General features: G+C 69.1%; 11 protein-coding genes. 10 read left to right on the forward strand and 1 reads right to left on the reverse strand.

Annotated elements, in window-relative coordinates; all coding sequences use genetic code 11:
• Positions 1–250: 250 nt before the first annotated feature.
• The 5 genes from OG611_RS32225 to galE all read left to right on the forward strand — a co-directional run bounded on the left by OG611_RS32225 (position 251) and on the right by galE (position 7201).
• Positions 251–1045, forward strand: a complete 795-nt coding sequence (locus OG611_RS32225; protein ID WP_266431353.1) for an ATP-binding cassette domain-containing protein — start codon at positions 251–253, stop codon at positions 1043–1045.
• A 35-nt stretch (positions 1046–1080) separates the two neighbouring features.
• Entirely contained in the window at positions 1081–2355 is a 1275-nt protein-coding gene (locus OG611_RS32230; RefSeq protein WP_266431355.1) for a sugar ABC transporter permease, read from the forward strand.
• Positions 2356–2539: 184 nt separating this feature from the next.
• Entirely contained in the window at positions 2540–4468 is a 1929-nt protein-coding gene (gene dxs, locus OG611_RS32235; RefSeq protein WP_266428271.1) for a 1-deoxy-D-xylulose-5-phosphate synthase, read from the forward strand.
• A gap of 192 nt (positions 4469–4660) precedes the next feature.
• Positions 4661–6172 carry an amino acid permease gene (locus tag OG611_RS32240; protein ID WP_266428272.1) on the forward strand — a complete coding sequence of 504 codons (1512 nt, stop codon included), beginning with the start codon at positions 4661–4663 and terminating at the stop codon, positions 6170–6172.
• 42 nt (positions 6173–6214) lie between these two features.
• The gene (galE, locus tag OG611_RS32245) at positions 6215–7201 is read left to right on the forward strand and encodes a UDP-glucose 4-epimerase GalE (protein ID WP_266428274.1); all 987 of its coding nucleotides are present in this window, start codon (positions 6215–6217) and stop codon (positions 7199–7201) included.
• A 109-nt stretch (positions 7202–7310) separates the two neighbouring features.
• Here galE and OG611_RS32250 read toward each other — a convergent pair whose 3' ends face one another.
• Positions 7311–8399, reverse strand: coding sequence for an LCP family protein (locus OG611_RS32250; RefSeq protein WP_266428276.1), 1089 nt, complete (start codon positions 8397–8399; stop codon positions 7311–7313).
• A gap of 303 nt (positions 8400–8702) precedes the next feature.
• Here OG611_RS32250 and OG611_RS32255 point away from each other — a divergent pair, with 303 nt between their 5' ends.
• From OG611_RS32255 to OG611_RS32275, 5 genes are all read left to right on the forward strand, one after another.
• Positions 8703–10295, forward strand: coding sequence for a hypothetical protein (locus tag OG611_RS32255; RefSeq protein WP_266428278.1), 1593 nt, complete (start codon positions 8703–8705; stop codon positions 10293–10295).
• A 224-nt stretch (positions 10296–10519) separates the two neighbouring features.
• Complete coding sequence (locus tag OG611_RS32260) at positions 10520–11689, forward strand: CDP-alcohol phosphatidyltransferase family protein (protein WP_266428279.1); 1170 nt, start codon at positions 10520–10522, stop codon at positions 11687–11689.
• Positions 11686–16173: a glycosyltransferase gene (locus tag OG611_RS32265; protein WP_266428281.1), complete on the forward strand. Its 4488-nt coding sequence runs from the start codon at positions 11686–11688 to the stop codon at positions 16171–16173. The genes OG611_RS32260 and OG611_RS32265 overlap by 4 nt, the downstream gene beginning before the upstream one ends.
• Positions 16170–16952: a rhamnogalacturonan acetylesterase gene (locus tag OG611_RS32270; RefSeq protein ID WP_266428282.1), complete on the forward strand. Its 783-nt coding sequence runs from the start codon at positions 16170–16172 to the stop codon at positions 16950–16952. The genes OG611_RS32265 and OG611_RS32270 overlap by 4 nt, the downstream gene beginning before the upstream one ends.
• Positions 16949–17686 carry an Ig-like domain-containing protein gene (locus OG611_RS32275; RefSeq protein WP_266428284.1) on the forward strand — a complete coding sequence of 246 codons (738 nt, stop codon included), beginning with the start codon at positions 16949–16951 and terminating at the stop codon, positions 17684–17686. Before OG611_RS32270 ends, OG611_RS32275 begins: the two co-directional genes overlap by 4 nt.

Here is a 17686-nt window from a genome sequence, read left to right on the forward strand (position 1 = left end):
CGCAGCAGGGGCGGGCGCCGGACTTCTCACCGGTCCCGGTCACCGCACGCGGCCGCCCTCCGGGGCGCACCGAGAGGCCCCGGCCGGCACAGAGCCCTTTCCCGGTACACGTCTCGGCGCGTGGTCGTCCCCCGGCGACGACGTGCCGAGGCGGACCTCGGAGACGTTCCGGCCTTCCCGGCGGCCCGGTGACCGGCACCGCCCCCCTGTGCTCAGCAGCACCATCCCCGCCGGTCAGGCGGCGAAGGAGATGATTCACGTGTCCGCTACGCCCGTGCTGGCGTTGCGCGGAATCTCCAAGCGGTTCGGCGCCGTCCAGGCGCTCACCGATGTGGACCTGGAGATTCATTCCGGCGAAGTGGTCGCCCTGGTCGGCGACAACGGCGCCGGCAAGTCGACCCTGGTCAAGACCATTTCGGGTGTCCACCCGATCGACGAAGGCGCCATCGAGTGGGAGGGCAGGACGGTCCGGATCAGCCGGCCCAACGACGCCCAGGACCTCGGAGTCGCCACCGTCTACCAGGACTTGGCCCTCTGCGACAACCTCGATGTCGTCGCCAACCTCTTCCTCGGCAGCGAACTGCGCAAGGCCTCCGTCCTCGACGAGATCGGGATGGAGAAGCGCGCCAAGGAACTGCTGGACACCCTGTCCATCCGGATACCCAGCGTCCGTATCCCGGTCGCCTCGCTCTCCGGCGGCCAGCGCCAGGTCGTGGCCATCGCCCGCGCCCTGATCGGTGACCCCAAGGTCGTCATCCTCGACGAGCCGACCGCCGCCCTCGGCGTCGAGCAGACCGCCCAGGTCCTCGACCTCGTCGAGCGGCTGCGCGAGCGCGGCCACGGCGTCATCCTCATCAGCCACAACATGGCCGACGTGCGCGCCGTCGCCGACAAGGTGGCGGTGCTGCGGCTGGGCCGCAACAACGGAGTCTTCGACGTGGCGACCACGTCCCACGAGGAGATCATCTCCGCGATCACCGGTGCCACCGACAACGCCGTCACGCGCCGCCAGGCCCGCACAGCCACGAAGGAGGACGCGAAGTGAGCGACCTCGCCAAGACCCCCGAAACCGCCACCGGCATGCCTGCCGCGGTGACACCCGCGACCGAGCCGTCGGCGGCCCCCGTACCCGCGGTGGACCCGCGCCTGCTCGTCCGCGAGGAGGGCTTCAAGGGCTACTGGTCCGAGTTCACCCGCAAGGTGCGCGGCGGCGAGCTCGGCTCACTGCCGGTCCTCGTCGGCCTGATCGTCATCGCGGTCGTCTTCCAGCTCCAGAACAGCAACTTCCTCTCCGCCAGCTCCATCGCCAACGTCGCCGTCTACAGCTCCGGCCTCGGCATCATGGCGGTCGGCATCGTCTTCGTGCTGCTGCTCGGCGAGATCGACCTGTCCGTCGGCTCGGTCGCCGGTGTCGGCGCGGCCGTCTGGGCCGTGCTCAACGTCAATCACGGCTGGAACGACTGGACGGCGGTCGTCGTCGCGGTGCTCTCCGGCATGGTGCTCGGCGCGCTGCACGGCTTCTTCTTCGCCAAGATCGGGGTGCCGGCCTTCGTCGTCACCCTGGCCGGTTTCCTCGGCTGGAGCGGTCTGCAGGAGTGGATGATGGGCGGTGAGGGCTCGATCAACACGCCGTCCGGCAGCATCGTCGAGAACCTCACCAACTACTTCTTCGAGGACAAGGCCGTCGCGTACGGTGTCGCCCTGGTCGCCGTCCTCGCCTACGCCGGGTCGCTCCTGCTGGACAGCCGGCGTCGCGGGGCCGCGGGCCTGCCGGCCCGTCCCACCACCGAGGTCCTGCTCCGCACGGGCGTCGTCGCGATCCTGTGCTTCGCCGTCGCGTACGTCCTGAACGAGCCCTCCGGCGCCCGCGGCCTGCCGCTGGCCCTGGTGCTCTTCCTCGCCGTGCTGGTCGTCGCGGACTTCGTGGCCCGCCGGACCACCTTCGGCCGCCAGGTCTTCGCGGTGGGCGGCAACCCGGAGGCGGCACGCCGCGCCGGTATCAACGTCGACCGGATCCGGATCACCGTCTTCGCGCTCTCCGGAATGCTGGGCGCCTTCGGCGGACTTTTCATCGCCAGCCTCTCCGGCGGCGCCACCAAGAGCGTCGGCGGCGGAAACACCCTGATGCTGGTCATCGCGGCCGCCGTCATCGGCGGCACCAGCCTCTTCGGAGGCCGGGGCAAGGTCTGGTCCGCACTGCTCGGCATGATCGTGATCCAGTCGATCCAGCAGGGCCTGAACATGATCGGCATGGCCAATGCCATCCAGTACATGATCACCGGCGCGGTGCTGCTGGCCGCCGTGGTCATCGACTCGGTCTCCCGCCGTACCCAGAAGACCGCGGGACGCGCGTAAATACCACGTCCCTACCACGCCGCACGGTCCGGTGCCCGGCGCCCCGTAGCGGGTGCCGGGCACTTCCGGGGGCCGGGCACGGGGTGGGACAGCCCACTCCATGCCCGATGCCCACGCGGACGGACGGAACATTAGACTCATCGGATCGGCATGCTCGACCAGCTCAAGACGCAAGGAGGCACGGGTGGCTCTGCTGACCCGCATCGGTGGACCGCGTGACCTGGACCGGCTCACTCCCGAGCAGCTGGAACAGCTCGCCGAAGAGATCCGGACCTTCCTGGTCGACGCCGTATCGAAGACCGGCGGCCACCTCGGCCCCAACCTGGGCGTGGTCGAACTGACCATCGCCCTGCACCGGGTCTTCGACTCGCCTAAGGACAAGGTGCTGTTCGACACCGGTCACCAGAGCTATGTGCACAAGCTCCTCACCGGTCGCCAGGACTTCTCGAAGCTCAAGAGCAAGGGCGGCCTCTCCGGCTACCCCTCCCGTGCCGAGTCCGAGCACGACATCATCGAGAACTCGCACGCCTCCACGGTGCTCGGCTGGGCCGACGGCCTCGCCAAGGCCAACGAGGTGCTGGGCAAGGACGACCACGTTGTCGCGGTCATCGGTGACGGCGCCCTCACCGGCGGCATGGCCTGGGAGGCGCTGAACAACATCGCCGCCGCCAAGGACCGCCCGCTCGTCATCGTCGTCAACGACAACGAGCGCTCCTACGCGCCGACCATCGGCGGCCTCGCCAACCACCTCGCGACGCTGCGCACCACCGACGGCTACGAGCGTTTCCTGGCCCGCGGCAAGGACATCCTGGAGCGCACCCCCGTCGTCGGGAGGCCGCTGTACGAGACGCTGCACGGGGCCAAGAAGGGGTTGAAGGACTTCATCGCCCCGCAGGGCATGTTCGAGGACCTCGGCCTGAAGTACGTCGGCCCGATCGACGGCCACGACATGGAGGCCCTGGAGTCGGCGCTCGGGCGCGCCAAGCGCTTCGGCGGACCCGTCATCGTGCACTGCCTCACCGAGAAGGGCCGCGGCTACACCCCCGCCCTGCTCGACGAGGCCGACCGCTTCCACGCCGTCGGCAAGATCCACCCCGACACCGGCCTCCCGGTCGCCACCTCGGGTCTCGACTGGACCTCCGTCTTCGGCGAGGAGATGGTCAAGCTCGGCAAGGAGCGCGAGGACATCGTCGCGATCACCGCGGCCATGCTCCAGCCGGTCGGCCTGACCAAGTTCGAGAAGGCGTTCCCGGACCGGATCTACGACGTCGGCATCGCCGAGCAGCACGGCGCGGTCTCCGCGGCCGGCCTCGCCACCGGCGGACTGCACCCCGTCTTCGCGGTGTACGCCACCTTCCTCAACCGCGCCTTCGACCAGGTCCTGATGGATGTCGCACTGCACAAGTGCGGTGTGACCTTCGTCCTGGACCGGGCCGGGGTCACCGGCACCGACGGCGCCTCGCACAACGGCATGTGGGACATGTCGATCCTGCAGTGCGTGCCCACGCTCCGGATCGCCGCCCCGCGCGACGCCGATCAGGTCCGCGCCCAGCTCCGCGAGGCCGTCGAGGTCGACGACGCACCGACCGTGGTCCGCTTCTCCAAGGGCGCGGTCGGCCCGGCGGTCAAGGCCCTCGGCCGGGTCGGCGGCATGGACGTGCTGCGCGAGCCCGGCACCACCCGGCCGGACGTCCTCCTGGTCTCCGTCGGCGCGCTCGCCCCGATGTGCCTGGAGATCGCCGAACTGCTGGAGGCCCAGGGCATCTCGACGACCGTCGTCGACCCGCGCTGGGTCAAGCCGGTCGACGAGGCCATGGCCCCGCTCGCCGAGCAGCACCGGGTCGTCGTCACCGTCGAGGACAACAGCCGGGCCGGCGGCGTCGGCTCCGCCGTCTCCCAGGCACTGCGCGACGCCGGGGTCGACGTACCACTGCGTGACTTCGGCATCCCGCCGCGCTTCCTCGACCACGCCTCCCGCAAGGAGGTCATGGCCGAGATCGGGCTGACCGCGCCGGACATCGCCCGCCAGGTCACCGGCCTCGTGGCCAAGCTGGACGGCCGCTTCGGGAGCGGCGCCGACACCCGCTCCGTGATCGAGCCCGCACGGGACTGACCTGGGACTTCGCGTTCGGATCAGGCCCAAGGGTCCGCCGCGGCGGACGGCGATACGGCCGAGGGGCCGGTCGGGTCACCCTGTACGGGTGGTCCGACCGGCCCATTCGCGTGAAATCGCCCGGTGCGGGGGTCTGCGCCGCCGGTGCGGTCCCAATCATGGCGTACACGACGAGTGCGTGGAGGTACGCCGGTGACCGCCCAGCAGGACACACCACCCAGCAGTGACGGACTGTTCAGGACCAAGACGGTCGAGCAGTCCATCCGCGACACCGAGGAGCCGGAGCACGCTCTCAGGAAGTCCCTCTCCGCCCTGGACCTCACGGTCTTCGGAGTGGGCGTCATCATCGGCACCGGCATCTTCGTCCTCACCGGCAAGGTGGCCAAGGAGACGGCGGGTCCCGCCACCGCCCTCGCCTTCGTGGTCGCGGCCATCGTCTGCGCGCTGGCGGCGCTCTGCTACGCCGAGTTCGCCTCCACCGTCCCGGTCGCCGGCTCCGCCTACACGTTCTCGTACGCCTCGCTCGGCGAACTGGTCGCCTGGATCATCGGCTGGGACCTGGTGCTGGAATTCGCGCTGGGCACGGCGGTGGTGGCGGTCGGCTGGTCCGGCTACGTCCGCTCGCTGCTGGACAACTTCGGCTGGCACATGCCCGATGCGCTCTCCGGAACGGATGTGGCGAAAGGATTCGGCTTCGACATCCTGGCCTTCGCCCTGGTGCTCGTCCTGACCGTGGTGCTGGTGCTCGGCATGAAGCTGTCCGCCCGGGTCACGACCGTCGTGGTCGCCATCAAGGTCGCGGTGGTCCTGATCGTGATCATCGCCGGGCTGTTCTTCGTGAAGGCCGCCAACTACTCGCCGTTCATCCCCGAGGCACAGCCGCAGACCTCGGGTTCCGGACTGACCGCACCGCTGGTCCAGCTGATGTTCGGTTACGCGCCCACCAACTTCGGCGTCATGGGCATCTTCACCGCAGCCTCCGTCGTCTTCTTCGCCTTCATCGGTTTCGACGTGGTGGCCACCGCAGCCGAGGAGACGAAGCTTCCGCAACGTGACATGCCACGTGGCATCCTCGCCTCGCTCTTCATCTGCACCGTGCTCTATGTCGCCGTATCGCTGGTGGTCACGGGTATGGAGCACTACACCGAGCTGTCGGTGGAGGCCCCGCTGGCCGATGCCTTCAAGGCCGTCGGCCATCCCGTGTACGCCGGACTCATCAGCTTCGGAGCCGCGATCGGCCTCACCACCGTCTGCCTGATCCTGCTGCTGGGACAGACCCGGGTCTTCTTCGCGATGAGCCGTGACGGACTGCTCCCGCGGTTCTTCTCCAAGACGCACCCGAAGTTCGGCACCCCGTACCGCCCGACCATTCTGCTCGGCGTGATCATCGCGATCGTCGCCGGTTTCACCAGCATCAATGAACTGGCGACGCTGGTGAACATCGGCACACTCTTCGCGTTCGTCGTGGTAGCCCTGGGCGTGATGGTGCTGCGCCGCACCCGCCCCGATCTCCACCGGGCCTTCCGCACCCCGTGGGTACCGCTGCTCCCGATCCTCTCGGTGGCCGCGTCGGTGTGGCTGATGCTCAATCTTCCGGCGGAGACCTGGCTGCGTTTCGCCGTCTGGATGGCCATCGGCGTGATCATCTACTTCGCTTACGGGCGTGGGCACAGCAGGATCAACCAGCACGTATCCGACCGGTGAATGCTCGTCCGGCATGTCCGGGACCGCGGCTAGTATGACCGTATGACTTGGCTGATCACGGGTGGTGCGGGTTTCATCGGGGCGCACGTCGTACGGGCGATGCTCGAAGCCGGCGAGCAGGCGGTGGTGTACGACGACCTGTCGACCGGTTACCCGGCCCGGGTCCCCGACGGGGTGCCCTTCGTCAAGGGCTCGACCCTCGACCGGGACATGTTGGACCGGACCCTCGCGGAATTCGGCATCGAGGGCGTCGTGCACCTGGCGGCCAAGAAGCAGGTCGCCGAATCCGTCGCCCTCCCGCTCCACTACTACCGGGAGAATGTGCACGGGCTGCAGACCCTGCTGGAGGCGGTCACCACCGCGGGCGCGCGCCGCTTCCTGTTCTCCTCGTCGGCCGCCGTCTACGGCCTGCCGGACGTGGACCTGGTCACCGAGGGCACACCGTGCGCCCCGATCAATCCGTACGGCGAGACGAAGCTGGCGGGCGAGTGGATGGTACGCGCGGTGGGCGCCGCGCACGGCATGGCGACGGCCTCCCTGCGGTACTTCAACGTCGCGGGCGCGGCCACCGCGCAGCTCGCCGACACCGGGGTCTTCAATCTCATCCCCATGGTTTTCGAGAAGCTCACGCAGGGCCATGCGCCGATGATCTTCGGCGACGACTACGCCACCCCGGACGGCACCTGCGTCCGCGACTTCATCCACGTCGACGACCTCGCCTCGGCGCACGTCGCCGTGGCACGGGCACTGGGAGCACGCGGCGACGGCACCGACCTGACGGTGAACATCGGCCGGGGCGAAGGTGTTTCGGTGCGCGAGATGATCGCGCTGATCGGCGAGGTCACCGGATACGGACCCGACGCCGAGCCGACCGTGCTGCCCCGCAGGGCCGGGGACCCGGCCAGGGTGGTGGCCTCCGCCGACCGCATGCGCACCGAACTGAACTGGACCGCGCGGCACGACGTGCGCGAGATGGTCGCATCGGCCTGGGAGGGCTGGTGCCTGTACCACCCCGAGGCGCGGCGCTGACGAGGCCGGCAACACCTGAAACACGACGATGCCCCGGGACGTGTTCCCGGGGCATCGCCGTGTCACCTGTCACCGCTCACTCGCCATCGGTCCGCGAGCGGACGGTGCGTCAGCCCCCGGTCGCCGGCGACTTCTTGGCCGACTCGGGAATGGTGCCGTCCTTGCGGATCGCCTTCCACAGGTCACCGGCCTGGGGCTCGGCAGCCACCACACGGTTCGGGTCCTGCTTGTCGTACGCCACCGGGAGCATGATGGTCTCCATCGAGCCCGGGTCGACGCCGTTCATCGAACGGGCGAACTCCGCCAGGGACTTGAGCGAAGCCAGCCCCGAGTCGGTGGTCAGCGACTTCGTCGCCGAACTCGCCACCTTGTAGGACTTCGTCGGACTGCTCAGCAGATCCTGGGACTTGACCTCGCTCAGCAGGGCCAGCAGGAACTGCTGCTGGAGGCCGATGCGGCCGAGGTCGCTGCCGTCACCGATGCCGTGCCGGGTCCGGACGTAGGCGAGGGACTGGGTGCCGTCGAGCTTGTGCGATCCCGCGGACAGGTCGAGCCCCGACGACTTGTCGTGGATGGGCTTCTCGACCTCCACGGTGACACCGCCTATGGCGTCGACGAGGTCCTTGAACCCGGCGAAGTTGATCTCCAGGTAGTGATCGATGCGGACCCCGGACATCTTCTCCACGGTCTTGACCACACAGGCCGGGCCGACCTGGGAGTAGACGGAGTTGAACATCACGCGGTTCGCCGAGGACACTGCCGAGCCGTCGGTCTTGACGCACTCGGGCCGGGTCACGAGGGTGTCGCGCGGTATGGAGACGGCGACGGCCCTGCTCCGGCCCTCGGGTATGTGCACCACCATCGCGGTGTCGGAGCGCGCGCCGCTGACGTCGCCGCCACCGCCGAGTTCCTTGTTCTCCGCACCGGCCCGCGAGTCGGAACCGAGGACGAGCAGGTTCTGGCCGCTGGTGGGGAGTTTCTGAGGACGGTTGTCCCCGAGCGCCTTGTCGATGTCGACGCCCGTGATGTTTCCGTCGAGCCTGCTGTACAGCCAGTACAGGGTTCCGCCACCGGCCAGTACGAGCACCAGCAGGGTGACGAGCACGCCGCGCCGGATGCGCTGACCACGCGTACGGACCTTGCGGCCCCTGCGGCTCTTGGGCTTGCGACGGGAAGGCAGATCGGAGTCGTCAGACATACACACAGCTCGTCATCGTCTGGGCCCCTGGGTCAGTGGGGGACCACCGAGGCGAGTCGGACCCTCCTGTGCCGTGCGACTGCAGGAGTCACAGAAGGGGGTCGTACGGAAGATCCGCTCGCGGCTCGTGGGGCGCACGCTGAGCGGGTGTCACGGCGGGCGCAATGGCCGCACATTTCTTGATGGATCGGACGCTGGAGCACTATAGACAGATTTCCCGAGCGGAAGGGAGAGTGCATATCTTCTTGGAAGCCGGGAGGGTTCTGGAGTCCCGGTTCCACTTCAGAGGGGATCGTCGGGCGCATGGCACGCAGAGGGGAGCGCCGCGGGGGGCGCGGCAAGGTGACGCCTCAGAGCACGGGGGAGCGGCACACGCCCCGTCCCGGAACCGTCGCGATTGTGGTCGCGACGCCCGGAGATGCCCCCGCTCTGCTGGCGGCGGAGCGCAGCGGTTCGACCGTCGACGTGGTCTGCGCCCAGCCGGGCACGGCGGACGAACGGGCGGCGTTCGAGCGGGCGGTGACGGACTGCGGGAGCCGCGGTGTACGGGTGGACCGCGAGCCCTGGGTCCTCGACGCCGAGGTGGGAAAGATCACACCGCTCGTGCTCGACGCCCTGCGTGAACTGAGCCCGCTGCGGGTGCGCACCCTCGACCCGGATCCGGCGCACGTCTCCTTCGACGCCGAGGCCAAGCGGCCCGTGATAGCCGAGCCCCCGCTGCGGGGCAGCGTGGCGCGTGCCACGGTCGCGGCGGCGCGCAAGTACCAGTTGGAGAGCGGGGCCCCGGTCTTCGTGGACTGCCACCGGGCCGGCACCGATCCGCGACTGGGCGCGGCGGCGTGCACGCGCTACCCCCGGCCCGCCCGTTGGATCACCAGGGGCAGGGACGGGCGGCTCTCGGCGTATCTCCCCTCGGCGGCGGGCGTGATCCGCTGGACGGAACAGGCGCCCGGCGACGGTGGCTGGAGCGGTCCCGAGCTGCTGGACGGGCCCGCGCTGCTGCCCGGCCTCACGGTCGTGCAGGACGCCTTCGGCTATGTGCACCTGATCGGTCTCCGCCGCAGGAAGGGTGCGGACGGCGCGGAGCACGTCGAGGTCGTCCACGCGACCCAGTACCAGACCGGACGCCCCATCGGCCCGTGGCACTCGGCCGGCAATCCGAACGCCAACGACCGGCGCAAGGCGCGCGAGGTCGGCTTCCCCTCGGCGGTCTTCGACGCCAAGGGCCATCTGCACATCTTCGTGCGGAACTTCGGCCACGGGGTCAGCACCCGACGTCAGGCGCCGGACGGGAAGTGGAGCGCCTGGCAGCATCTGCGCGGGGTCAGCGCGGCCGACGAGCTGGCGGCAGTGACCGGTCGGAGCGGTGCCGAGGTGTGGGCGAGGGGCCGGGATTCCGCGGTCGCCGTGCGCTGGCACCGCGAGACCCCGGACGAGGCCTGGACCCAGGACACCGCCACCTCCGTGAGCCCGTACCCCGGCACACTCTCGGCGGCCCCCGAGGCGGGCGCGATCCGCTACCGGTACGCGGGGAGCAACGAGGTGTGCGTCGGGATGCCGGGCGCCGCGCCGGTCGGCCTCGGCGGCCCGGACGGCGAGGGCCCGGTCGCCGGGGTCACCGGTGTGGACATCCAGGGCTGGGGCTGCACGGTGCTGGTGAGGTCGGGGCCCGACGGGACGTGTGCCGTGGGCGCCCATCAGGACGGCCGGCCCGAGACCGGCGTGTGGTGGTTCGACGCGGGCGAGTCCTCGATGGTCCCTCCCGCGGTGGTCATCGACGGGCAGGGGCGGGCGGTGATCGCCGTGGTGGCGACCGACGGCCGGTTGCGGATCGCGCGTCAGGAGCCGGGCGCGAGCGGTCTGGCGTTCAGCTCATGGACCACCATCGGCGCATAAATGGGGCATACGGCCCCATTCCGTGGCATGGCTGCGATTGGTGCAAGGTTTGACAGTTTCGGATTAACTTTGACTTTGTTAGGGTCTGGCCTTGCCTTTATGGGAACCACATACGGCTCAAAGGTGAACCGTACGTGTACATGAGGTGAAAGCCCCCTTGATCACGCGTGTTCGTGCAAGCCGCTGGGGCCGTGTTGCTCATCGGTATGCCAGGGCGAGGGGTCATGGGGAAGCTGTCACTGCGAGCCGTGCAGAAGCTGACGTGCAAGAAGCGTGATGCCTGGTGGACGGTCCTGCTGGTCGACCCCGTGGCCACCCGGATGCTGATCGGGATGGCCAAGTTCAAGTTCATCACCCCGAACCGGGTCACCTGGAGCGCGCTCTTCGTCGGCCTCGGCTCCGCCTACTTCTTCCTCAAGGGTGACGCCTGGTCCCTCGCTGTCGGAGCAGGCCTCTACCACCTGAGCTTCATTCTCGACTGCATCGACGGCAAGCTCGCCCGGCTCAAGGGCAACGGCACCGTCTTCGGCGGCTGGCTCGACTACGTCTTCGACCGCATCAGGGTGCTCTTGTGTGCACTCGCCCTCATGGGCGGCCAGTACCTGCGCACACACAACGAGCTCTACCTGCTCGCCGCCCTGGCCGTCGTCTTCCTGGACATGCTCCGGTACGTCGACGCCCTCCAGATCTACAAGATGCGCATGTCCATGCGCATGAAGATCGAAAAGGTCACCCTGGAACGCAAGGCGGCCGAGGAGCAGCGGGCGAAGCCGGAAGCACGGGACGCCGTCGAGCCCGAGCAGGGGCCCAAGGTGGTCTTCATCGAGGACCTGCTGAGGGAGAACCCCGGCGTCGAGGCCGAGGTGCTCAAGCAGCAGAGCGGCGATGTCGTCGACCTGCACGCCCAGTTCCGGCACCGCTTCCCCTGGTACACCCGATTCCGCCAGGCCCTGCTGCGCAGCCGGATCAGGCCGCACCTCATCAGCGGCATCGAGTTCCAGATGTTCATCTTCATCGTGGCGCCGCTGATCGGGCAGATCCTGTGGACCACCGCGATATCCGCCCTGGCGCTGGGCCTCTTCGAGCTCGTGATCATGTACAAGTTCTGGCTCTCCACCCGGGACTTCACCCGGCTCATGGAGAAGCTCGCCCCCGCACCGTCCACGGCCGGCACCATCGCCGAGAACCTCCACCGCGGTCGTCACCGACGCGCGGCCGAACTCGACGAGGACCGCGATGCCGTTCTGGTCCAGCACTTCCCCGTCCCCGAACAGGACGACGATCTGGGCTTCCGGCCCTACCCGCAGCCCTATCCGCAGCACGCCCAGGACACAGAGACGCAGCAGCTGAGGGCGCTGCCCTACTGGGTGGAGAACGAAGGTTCCGTACGATGAGTGCCCCTGTCGACCCGTCGGCCTATCTGGTCTCGATCGTCGTTCCCGCCTTCAACGCGAGCGCGACCCTCGGCCGGGCCCTGCGATCGGCGCTCGCCCAGACGCACCGGAACATCGAGGTCATTGTCGTCGACGACGCGTCCGGCGACGGGACCCTCGGCGTGGCCAGGGAGTTCGCCGCCCGCGACAGCCGCGTACGGATCACGGAGCGCCCGCAGAACAGCGGCGGGGTCGGCGCCCCGCGCAACAACGGCATCATGGCCGCCGCCGGGCAGTACGTCATGTTCCTCGACGCGGACGACGAACTGCCGCTCAAGGCCTGTGAGGAACTGCTCGCCTCGGCGGTGAACACCGGCTCGGACGTCACCGCGGGCCGGACGGTGCGGGTCAACCTCAACACCGAGGAGACCACCGTCTGGCAGCCCCAGCTGTACACCGCGGAGCGTACCGTGGCGGGGCTGCGCGCACTGCCTCAGCTCTTCGACGACCCGATCGCGGCCGGCAAGCTGTACCGGCTGGACTTCCTGCACAACAACGGCGTCCGCTTCCCCGAGGGCGTGTACTACGAGGACACCTACTTCTCGACGCTCGCCAACTACCGGGCCCGCTCGATCACCTTCCTCACCGCCCCCGTGTACCGCTGGATGTGGGAGCGGGAATCCGCGGCGCCCTCCATCACCAACCGCCGCGGCGAGCTGCGCAGCATCCAGGACCGGGTCGCCGTCCACCAGTACACCGATTCCTTCCTGCGGCAGGTCGGGGAGCACGAGCTGCTCGCCCACAAGGCGGTGAAGTTCCTCTCCCACGACCTGCATCTGTACGCCCGCGAGCTGCGCTCCGGCGACGAGCGGTACCGCCAGGGCTTCGCCGCCGCCGTCGCGCCGTATCTGCGGTCGCTGGACCTCTCCGTCTACGAGCTGTGCGGCGTCATGGAGCGTGTGCGGGCCTTCTGCCTCATCCACGAGCGGGTGGATCTCGCGCTGTCCGTCTCCGACTACGCGCAGCGTCGCAGCGTACTCAGCTCCGACCTCGTCGAGCACGACGGACGTGTCTACTGGTCCGAGTCGCTGCTGCGTCTTCCCGAGGCGAAACGTTTCCTCGATGTCACCGACCTCGACCTCCTGGACAAGCCGCTCGGCGAGGCCCGCCTGTTCAACCAGGCCACCGAGGTGGAGATCAGGGGCAGCGAACTCCACATCTCGGGACACGTACTCAACCAGCTCGGACGGTTCTCCTCGGGCGGCAAGGTGGAGCTCAAGGCCGTGCTGCGCCTGCGCAGCACCAAGAGCGACCACGTCTTCCCGGTGAACGCGATCGAGACGGACGACCACCGGGTCCACTACCAGTCGGTCCTCGACCTCGCCTCCAGCATCGGCGCGGCCACCGGCGACGGGGTCTGGAACCTCTTCGTCCAGGTACGGCACGCGGGCGAGCGGGCGACGACGACACTGGCGGTCCACGGCGTCGACATCGGCCGCGAGCGCTACGACGGCCCCCTCGGGCCGTACGAGATGTACCAGACGGTCAGCGGCAATGTCGCCCTGCGGCCCGAGACGAGCGAGCGCACCGAGCTGGACACCCGCCGGGGCACTCCCTGGCACTGGTGGGCGGGGAGCGAGGATCCCGCACCGCTGCCGGACACCGGCACCTACAGCGCGGCCGTCGTCGTGCACTGCCGCAACGACGAGCACCACCTCTACGAGTTCCTGCACTCCCTGGCGGCACAGAGCCTGTTCCCCGAGACACAGGTCGTGTTCGTCGACGACGGCTCCACCGACCGCACGGCCCAGCTGCTGGACAACTTCGCCTCCTTCTACCGCAACACGAGCGTGCTGCGGATCCCCGCCCAGGGCATCGGAGCCGCGCATCAGCAGGGTCTCGCCCGGGTCGTGGCGCCCTATGTGCTGTTCGCCCGCGGACGGGACATCCTCGGGGCCGACTGCCTGCGCCAGCTCACCGAGTCCGCCGTCCAGCACGACGTCGACGTGGCCGTCGGCAACTACGACACGTTCCCGGGGCCGCGGCGCAATGGCGACGAGCCGTGGAAGCGGTACTTCGGCAAGGGTGCGAAGGGCCTGACCGACATGGTCAGGAAGGCACCCCACATGGTCTTCTCGACCGACCTCGGCAACAAGCTCTTCCGCGTCTCCTTCCTCGACGCCCAGCGGCTGCGCCCGGCGGACGGCGGCCCGTTCGCCGAGACCTGGGTGAGCGTGATGGCGCTGCTGGCCGCCCGGAGCTTCAGCCTGGTCGACCGCTACGTGTACTTCGACCGCGACCCCGCGCAGAACGACTCGCTCTTCGACGTCGACTGGAACGACCCGGTCAAGGTCCGGCAACGGCTCCGGCTCAACCGGTACCTGCTCGACTTCGGCGACCGGATCGAGGCGCCGTCGGCCCGGCTGATCCACCGGTTCGTGGTGCGTTCGTACCAGCCCTATCTGCGCAACTACCACCGCATCATGAACCGGCGGGAGATCGCCGAGGTGTTCGGCGAGCTCTGCGACGTCTACTCCAGGATCCCCGAAGAGCTGCTGCTCCAGTACGTCACCCACCCGGTCTCCCGGGTGCAGCACCACGCCGTCCGCACCCGTGACTTCGGGCTCTTCTGCGACCCGTTCGCCGGCCCCGAGTACGAACCACGGGTCCGCCTGGACGAGCAGGGCATGTACCGGCAGCTGGCGAACGACCCGGTCGAGTCCCGGCTGCTGCGCGTGGAGCGGCAGCGGGCCGTGCTCGAAAGCGTCCGCCACCGGGACGGGGAGCTCCAGTTCGAAGGCGTGCTCACCCTGACCGGCGTCGACATCGGGCAGCTGTTCACCAACCGGGTCGAGCTGATCTGCACCGACGGGAAGCGGACCGTTGCCATCCCGGCCGAGCAGGTGTACCGGCGCGACCGCTGGCGCGTCCGCAAGGAACGCGACTGGTACGGCGGCTGGCGGGCGTCGGCGGACCCCGAGGTCCTGGCCCCGCTCTCCGGCCGCGATCTCACGGTGACCCTGCGCTTCCACGACGGCGACCGCCATGTGGACGCCCCGGTCGGCGCGCGCCTGATGCTGCACCGCTTCAAGGGCATGCGCCGCATCGGCAAGGACCGGCTGTGGCTCACCGTCCGCGGCGACGACTCCGTGGTCCTGCGGTACTTCACCGGCGCCGGCCAGAAGCTGCGCGGCCTGCTGTGGCATCTGCTGCGCCAGGCACGGGCCGCGCTGCCCGGCCGCCCGGGATGGCGCACCCGGCTCGCGTACCTGCTGAGCTATCCGCGACTGCACCGCAAGAACATCTGGATCATCGGCGAACGGGCCGACACGGCGCAGGACAACGCCTACCACCTGTTCCGCTGGATCCGGGAGAACCACCCGCGCCGCAAGGTCTACTACGCCATCGACGGCGACGCCAAGGACCGCGCCAAGGTGGCCCCGTACGGGCACGTCCTCGACCGGACGTCGCGCAGGTACCGGATGTACCTGCTGCACGCCAAGCGGCTCATCGACCCGTACGACCTGGAGGCCTACCTCGGCTTCCCCGAGCTGAGCAAGAGCTCCTTCCTGCGCGGCTACGGAGATCTGCTGAACTACCGGCGGGTCTTCCTCCAGCACGGTGTCACCTACAACGACGTGGCACCCTCCGTGCATCACCAGGTGACCAGCGTGGACCTGCTGCTGACGGTGGGCGAGGCCGAGCGGTCCTACTTCGCCGAGCACTGCGGCTACGGCTACGCGCGGGTGGCCGCGGCCGGCTTCCCCCGGTTCGACGCGCTGAAGCCGGTGCGCTCCGATCGGCCCAGGATCCTGCTGATGCCCACCTGGCGGCGGGACATCGTGGCGCCCTCCTACGACAAGGCGGCCAAGGCGAAGATCCCGTTCGCGGCGTCGGAGTACTTCCGCTTCTTCTCCACCCTCCTGCGCGACGAGCGACTGCTGACCGTGCTCGAACAGTGCGGAGTGGACCTGGAGTTCATGCCGCATTACGAGATCCGCCCGTATCTGCACCACTTCCGCATCGACCACCCCTCGGTCACCGTGACCGGCGACGGGCGCGATGTGCAGCTGGCGATGCGTGAGTGCTCCCTGCTGGTCACCGACTACTCGTCCGTCTTCTTCGACGTCGCGTACATGGGCACGCCCATCGTGTACACGCCGTTCGACGAGGAGGACTTCTACGGCAACCACTACAAGCGCGGCTACTACGAGTTCGAGCGGGACGGGTTCGGGCCGGTCTGCCGTGACGTCGATTCGACGGTGCGGGAGATCATCGACACCGTGCAGCGGAACTTCGCGGTGGAGCCGCAGTACCGGGCCCGGGTCGACGCGTTCTTCGGCCGCCGTGACACCGGCAACTCGGAGCGCGCGTTCCGTGCCATCGACGCACTGGACGCGTCCGTGGGCAGCAGCCGGACGTCCGACGTACCAGCGGTCCGGCAGACCATGAGCGGTCCGGGCCAGGACAACCGCGACCCGAACTCCCGCAAGGAGTGGGCGTGACGGGGTGCGCGATGCGCAGGGTGTTCCTGGCCGGGGACTCCAGCGTGACCAGCCGTCAGCGGAGCTTCGCGCCGATGGCGGGCTGGGGCCAGGCCCTGCCGCTCTTCATCCATGGCGCCGACATCATCAACTGCGCCCGCGCCGGGGCGAGTTCGCGGAGCTTCGTGGACCGGGGCAGGCTCGCCTGGATTCTGCGCGAGGCCCGGCCGGGCGATCTGGTGCTGTTCTCCTTCGGGCTCATCGACATGAAGCCGGACGAGGGCCGCTACACGGAACCCTTCAAGGAGTACCAGGGCTTCCTCCGAAGCTGCGTGGACGGCGTTCGCGACCGGGGCGCCCATCCGGTCCTGGTCACCAGTCATGAGCGCCGGGTCTTCGACGCCCAGGGCAATCTCCGCCGGCTGCTCGGTGTCTATCCGCTGGCGATGAAGGAGATCGCGGCCGAGAAGTGCGTACCGCTGATCGACCTCAACGAGTGGAGCGTGCGGTGGTGGCGCCGGGCGGGGCCCCGGGGAACGCGTGAGATCTTCCTCCACCTCGACCCCGGGGAGCATCCCAACTATCCCGACGGGGCCGCCGACAACACCCACCTCAGAGCGGCCGGAGCGATCGAGTGCGCGCGCTTCGTCGCCGCCGAGATGCGGGAGCGCTCGATGCTGGAGCCCGGCCGCTTCGCCGATCTCGAACGCGCCCGGTTCCCCGAGGACGGAGTCGAATGGCTCGATGACCGCATGTTCGACGAACTGACGAGAATCCGGACCCTGGAGGTGGTCGAATGAGCGACTGGTATCTGTTGGCGCGCATTCAGGTCGTGCACCCCGAACGCACCGCCGTGTCGGCGGTCCTGGAACTGCACGCCGACGCGGACCCGGCGCTGGCGGCCCTGCCCGGCCAGGAGATCGCGCTGCATCTGAGCGTGGTGCCCACCGGCGGGCCCTACCGTGCGTACGGCTACATATTCGACGACATCGCCGCCGAGCACGCCACGATGACCGATCTCCAGGGCCTGGGGCACCTGCCCAACGGTCGTTACGCGACCTACGCCCGCGGAGACGAACAACGCTCCGTGACCGCGGTGCTCAAGGTCGCCGACGACGCACCGGAAGGCGCGGTCCTGCTGCCCAAGGTGTGCGTCGGCGTGATGTCGTACGCCGGCGAGAAGCTGGTGTCGTCCGCGCAGATCACCGACGCGGGCTACCGGGTGAGACGGGCCTGGGTGCCGGGCCGCAGCCTGGCCATTCCGCCCGGCGGCTACGCGGTCCTCGGCCCGGACCCCGATGCCGCCGGGGCCGGCCTGCGGGTCGTGGGAGTGGGGCTCGCCCAGTACGGCACGGTCAGCGCGGTGCCGGACGGAAGCATCACCTACACAGGAGTTCCGGGAGCGGCCGGGTACGACCGGTTCTCCGTCTGCTATGAGAACCAGGCGGGCCACCGCAACTGGTCCGAGGTGACCGTGTACGCGGGTGATGTCGCCAGCACTCCCGGGCTGCTGCCCGGAGCCCTTACGAGATGA

It is taken from the genome of Streptomyces sp. NBC_01363 (assembly GCF_026340595.1).
In the GTDB taxonomy this organism is placed as follows: domain Bacteria; phylum Actinomycetota; class Actinomycetes; order Streptomycetales; family Streptomycetaceae; genus Streptomyces.